Source organism: Streptomyces sp. NPDC057654 (assembly GCF_042800135.1).
GTDB lineage: Bacteria > Actinomycetota > Actinomycetes > Streptomycetales > Streptomycetaceae > Streptomyces.
In genome coordinates, this window is the sequence record NZ_JBHVHQ010001100.1 from 1 (window position 1) to 2,409 (window position 2,409).

The window sequence follows — 2,409 nt, forward strand, 5'->3', positions numbered from 1 at the left end:
GTCCTCCAGGTATCCGGCCAGCAGCCGCTCCGCTTCGGCGGCGGCGCCCGCCTGGAGGGCCTCCAGGATGTGCCGGTTGCGCGAGAGATAGGGCTCGTGGAAGCGGCGCGGGTCGTCCATCACATGGAAGACCAGCCGGAGTTCGGCGAGGACGCCGCGCATCAGCTCGTCCGTCCGCGGGCTGCCGGCCAGCCCGACCAGCGCCTGGTGGAAGCGGATGTTGGCGGTGGACAGGTCGCGCCAGGCCCGGTCGCGCGCGGCCCGCTCCCCCGCGGCGACGGCGGCCATGACCGGGCCCAGCCGGTAGGGCGGCTCCCCGAGGGCGCGCACCGCCGCGCACTCCACCAGCTGGCGCACCCGGTAGATGTCGGCCAGGTCCTCGACCGTCACGACGCGGACGAAGACCCCGCGGTTGAGCTCGTGCACCAGCAGCCGCTCGTGCTTGAGCAGCCGGAACGCCTCGCGGAGGGTGTTGCGCGAGACCCCCAGCGCGCCGCAGATGCTCTCCTCCGAGAGCCGCACCCCCGGCGGGAAGTATCCGGAGGCGATCCGGTCGCGCAGTATGTCGGCCACCCGCTCCGCCGTGCTGAGCCGCCCCAGCAGCACCCGGTCGCCCTCCAGGCCGGAGACCTCGATGAGCCCCGACTCGACCGCCTTCGCCACGCCGTGCCTGCCTTTCGCCCTGACGGGCCCCGGCCGGGGCCGCGTTGACACCAGAAGTCAATCCCAGATCGAAGGTCGAGACAACCAGCTTGGGAACCAGGGGCCTGCGCCTCTTGTCTAATCGTTCAACGATCCTCTAGCTTGACGGGACAGCCGCTCGGCCCGGCCGCCATCCGGCGTTCTCCAGTGCGCAGCACCGTACGAAGCACAGCGCGACGTCACCGTGCGCAGCCGCCATGGACCTCCGCCGCGGATACGGACCGAGCGGCCGCCCCCGACACCCGGCACCTCTGGAACGGACGCACATGACCGACCCGGTGATAGACCTCAACGCCGACCTCGGTGAGGGTTTCGGACGGTGGAGTCTCACCGACGACGACAGCCTGCTCTCCGTCGTCACCAGCGCCAACGTCGCCTGCGGCTTCCACGCCGGCGACCCGAGCACCATGCGCCGGGTCTGCGACCTGGCCGCCGAGCGCGGCGTCGGCATCGGGGCCCAGGTCTCCTACCGCGACCTCGCCGGGTTCGGCCGGCGCTCCATGGACGTGCCGCCGGACGAGCTCACCGCGGAGATCGCGTACCAGATCGGCGCGCTGGAGGTCTTCGCCCGTGCCGCCGGGGCCCGCGTCACCTATGTGAAGCCGCATGGCGCGCTCTACAACCGCAGCGTGCACGACGAGGAGCAGGCCGCCGCAGTCATCGAGGGGGTGCGGCTCGCGGGCGGCCCGTACCCGGTGCTCGGGCTGCCGGGCTCCCGGCTCCACCAGGCCGCCGGGAGCGCGGGCCTGGACGTGGTCGCCGAGGCCTTCGCCGACCGCGCGTACACCGCGGAGGGCACCCTCGTGCCGCGCCGCGAGGCGGGCGCCGTGATCACCGATGCGGACGCGGTCGTCAATCGCTCCGTGACCTTGGCCCGCGAGGGGGCGGTGACCGCCGCGGACGGTGAGGTCGTGCGCGTACGCGCCCGCTCGCTGTGCCTGCACGGCGACACCCCCGGCGCCGCGGCCCTCGCCCGCCGGGTACGGGCCGAACTGGAGGCCGCGGGCGTGCGCGTGGCGGCCTTCGCGTGAGGGCCCTGCCCGTCGGGGACCGCGCCCTGCTCGTCGAGCTGGACAGCGGCGACGCCGCCGAGGCCCTGCACGCCGAGCTGCTGCGCCGGGCCGCCGCGCACGAGCTGCCCCCCGTCCGCGAGATCGTCCCGGCCGCGCGCACAGTGCTGCTCTCCGGCCTCGCCGACCCCGCCCGCCTCGCCGCGGAGCTGCCCACCTGGACCGTCCCGCCGCTCGCCCGCGATGAGCGCGGCGCCCTCGACATCGCGGTCCGCTACGACGGCCCCGACCTCGCGGACGTCGCCGAGCTGTGGGACACCTCCCCCGAGGGGGTCGTACGGATTCTCTCGGACACCGAGTTCCGCGTGGCCTTCTGCGGCTTCTCCCCCGGCTTCGGTTATCTCACCGGCCTGCCGCCGCGGTACCACGTGCCGCGCCGGGCCACCCCCAGGACGCGCGTCCCCGTCGGCTCCTTCGGCCTCGCGGGCCCGTACGCCGGGGTCTATCCCCGCTCCTCGCCGGGCGGCTGGCAGCTCATCGGCTCCTCGGACGCCGTGCTGTGGGACCACTCCCGGGAGCCCGCGGCGCTCTTCGCGCCGGGGACCTCGGTCCGCTTCGTACCGGAGGCCGCCCGATGAGCAGCCGCGCGATCACGGTCGTACGGGCGGGCGCCCTCAGCACCGTGCAGGATCTGGGG

The 2,409-nt window shown here is 74.5% G+C and carries 3 protein-coding genes; 2 read left to right on the top strand and 1 reads right to left on the bottom strand.

What is annotated here, in order from left to right; all coding sequences use genetic code 11:
• Window positions 1-663, bottom strand: a 663-nt coding sequence (locus ACFU99_RS40890; RefSeq protein WP_384403038.1) for a GntR family transcriptional regulator, incomplete at its 3' end; no start/stop codon positions are given.
• Between the two features lie 305 nt (window positions 664-968).
• Between ACFU99_RS40890 and ACFU99_RS40895 the strand changes: the two genes are divergently transcribed.
• Window positions 969-1,733, top strand: a complete 765-nt coding sequence (locus ACFU99_RS40895; protein WP_384403041.1) for a LamB/YcsF family protein — start codon at window positions 969-971, stop codon at window positions 1,731-1,733.
• A complete protein-coding gene (locus ACFU99_RS40900) occupies window positions 1,730-2,350 on the top strand; it encodes an allophanate hydrolase subunit 1 (RefSeq protein ID WP_384403044.1) in 621 nt (206 codons plus the stop codon). Before ACFU99_RS40895 ends, ACFU99_RS40900 begins: the two co-directional genes overlap by 4 nt.
• Window positions 2,351-2,409 lie beyond the last annotated feature (59 nt).

Bases quoted from the DNA above. Each gene is read 5' to 3' on its own strand.
- ACFU99_RS40895 (WP_384403041.1), top strand. From the start codon at position 969: ATGACCGACCCGGTGATAGACCTCAACGCCGACCTCGGTGAGGGTTTC.